This window comes from Chromobacterium aquaticum (assembly GCF_021129195.1).
GTDB classification, from domain to species: Bacteria; Pseudomonadota; Gammaproteobacteria; order Burkholderiales; family Chromobacteriaceae; genus Chromobacterium; species Chromobacterium aquaticum.
In genome coordinates this window covers 1-2750 of sequence record NZ_JAJOHW010000221.1, presented here as the reverse complement: position 1 = coordinate 2750, position 2750 = coordinate 1, and the positions used below count along the sequence as shown (strand labels likewise).

2 protein-coding genes are annotated in these 2750 nt (G+C 68.3%); one reads left to right on the top strand and one right to left on the bottom strand.

Annotated elements, in window-relative coordinates:
- Positions 1-752: LysR family transcriptional regulator (locus LQT98_RS23145; protein ID WP_231465529.1), on the bottom strand; the 752-nt coding region annotated here is incomplete at its 3' end.
- Between the two features lie 129 nt (positions 753-881).
- Between LQT98_RS23145 and LQT98_RS23140 the strand changes: the two genes are divergently transcribed.
- Entirely contained in the window at positions 882-2606 is a 1725-nt protein-coding gene (locus LQT98_RS23140) for an acyl-CoA dehydrogenase family protein (protein ID WP_231465527.1), read from the top strand.
- Positions 2607-2750: the final 144 nt, after the last annotated feature.

Below are 2750 nucleotides of genomic sequence, written 5' to 3'. Positions count from 1 at the left end.
GCCGCGGCCCGACCCAGCGAGGCCGGCGCCAGCGTCACCCCCATGCCGCCCGCCACCATCTGCACGATGCCGCCCCACTGCCGCAGCTCGTGCCGCACCCGCGGGCTGAAACCGGCCTGCGCGCACAGCGCGACGATACGGTCGTAGTAATGAGCGGACACGCTGCGCGGAAACAGGATGAAGCTCTCCTCGCGCAGACGATCCAGCGCCACCGCCGCGCCGCGCGACAAGGCATGGCCGCGCGGCAGGCAGCATAGAAAAGGCTCCCGCAGCAGCAACTGCCGCTCCACCCGTGCTGGCAGATTGCCGGCGTGGATGAAGCCGACATCGATCTGCTCGAATTCCAGCGCGCGGATCTGTTCATCGGTATTCATCTCGCACAACTCCACCTCCACGCCCGGCGCCTGGCGCTGAAACGCCCGCACCCCGTCCAGCAGCCCGCGGAACAGCATGGCGCCGACAAAGCCCACCCGGAGGCGGCCGGCCAGGCCCTGGCCGGCGCGCCTGGCGGTGTCGGCCACCTCGTCGGCCAGCTTGAGCAGGCGACCGGCCTGCTGGTACAACACCGCGCCGGCCGCGGTCAGCGCCACCGTCTTGTTGCCGCGTTCCAGCAGCAAGGCGCCGATTTCCTGCTCCAACTGCTGTATGGTCAGGCTCAGCGGCGGCTGGGAAATGTGCAGGCGCCGCGCGGCGCGGCCGAAATGCAGCTCCTCCGCCACCGCCGCGAAATAACGCAATTGCCGTAAATCCATAGCGCCTCCTCTCTCGGCCGCCTCCCGGCGGCGATAGCTTTTCGGTATCGCGCGAGCCAAAAACGGTACTTCCGCTCCCAGGCCATTATGCCAACAATGGGCTTCGCCCCATCGCGCAGGAGAAGCACCATGCATCCGGATCAGCCAACAGCGATTCCCGACCGCCACGGCGACAACCTCTTTCTTAACGACCCCAGCCTGGCCGGCCTGTTGCGGATTTACCTTCCGGACGCGCTATACCGCCATCTGGAACCGCGGCTGAGCGCGCTGGGCGCGGCGGCCGGCGGCCACCTCGACGAACTGGCGCGCGCCGCCGATCGCCACCCGCCCACGCTGAACCCGCGCACCCGCACCGGGCAGGATCGCCAAAGCATAGACAAGCACCCGGCCTTTATCGAGCTGGAGCGGCTGGCCTTCTCCGAATACGGCCTGGCGGCGCAGGGCCACCGCCCCGGCGTGCTGGATTGGCCGGAACGCCTGCCGCGGCTGGCCAAGTACGCGTTCACCTATCTGCTGGTACAGGCCGAGTTCGGGCTGTGCTGCCCGCTGAGCATGACCGACTCGCTGAGCAGCACCTTATCGCTGCACGGCGACGCGGCACTGATAGAACGCTATCTGCCCGCGCTGCTGAGCCAGGATTTCGAGCAGCTGTGCCAGGGCGCGATGTTCATCACCGAACAAGGCGCCGGCTCCGATGTGTCCCGGGTGGAAACCCGCGCCTACCGGCAGGACGGCGAGTGGCGGCTGGAAGGCGACAAATGGTTCTGCTCCAATCCGGACGCCGGCCTGGCCATGGTGCTGGCCCATGTCGACGGTGAGCCAGACGGTTTCAAGGGCCTTGGCCTGTTCCTGCTGCCGCGTCTGCTGTCCGACGGCGAGCCCAACCGCTACCGCATCGTCCGCCTGAAGGACAAGCTGGGCAGCCGCTCCATCGCCAGCGGCGAGATCCGCCTGGAAGGCGCCAGCGCCCATCTGGTGGGCGAAGTGGGCCGCGGCTTCCAGCAGATGGCCACCATGATCAATTTGTCGCGCCTGTCCAATGGCGTGCGCTCCGCCGGCCTGATGCGCCGCGCCGTGGCCGAGGCGCTGCACACCGCCCGCCATCGCCAGGCCTTTGGCCGGCATTTGATCGACATGCCGCTGATGCAGCGCTCCTTGCTGAAAATGCTGCTGCCCACGGAGCAGGCGCGCTCGATGTTCCTGCACCTGGCCGCCTGCATGGATCGCGCCGCGGCCGGCGACGCCGAAGCGGCGCAGCTGACGCGCATCCTCACCCCGCTGATCAAGTTCCGCGCCTGCCGCGACGCGCGCCAGGTCACCCAGGACGCGATGGAAGTCCGTGGCGGCTGCGGTTACATCGAGGAATGGTCCGACCCGCGCATCGTGCGCGACGCGCTGCTCGGCTCGATCTGGGAAGGCACCAGCAATATCGTGGCACTGGACGTGGCGCGCTCGGCGCGGCGCGAAGCCACCCTGCCGCCGTTGCGCGCCTACCTGGCCAGGCTGCTGGCCGACGCCGGCGTCCCCACGCCGTCGCGCGCCGCCTTGCGGCTGGCGCTGGACCGCGCCGTCGACTTCGCCGCCGTCAGTTTCGACCAGGCCGACGGCGTGGAAGCGCGACGCGCCGCCAGCGCGCTCTACCACTGCGCCAGCGCCGTGTTCATGGCCTGGGAAGCCGCCCAGGACCCGGACGGCGATTACCGCCGGCTGGCGCTGGCCCACCTGGTGCTCAAGCACCGGCTGCTGCCGCAAAACCCGCTGGAGGCTGACGATGCGCCGCTGAGCCGGACGCGCCCGCTGCTGGATGAAACCCCGCTGCGCCTGGAGCAAGCACTGGCGCTGCTGCCAGCCTAAGAGCCTGTTCAAAATCTCGCGAGCAAGGGCGAGACAAGGCGAAAACGAGCGAAAAAGCGGAATGTACACGTGGTACATGAGCATTTTGAGCTTGTTTTCAACGCCGTATCGCCGCAGCGCAGCAGACTTTGAACAGGTTCTGAG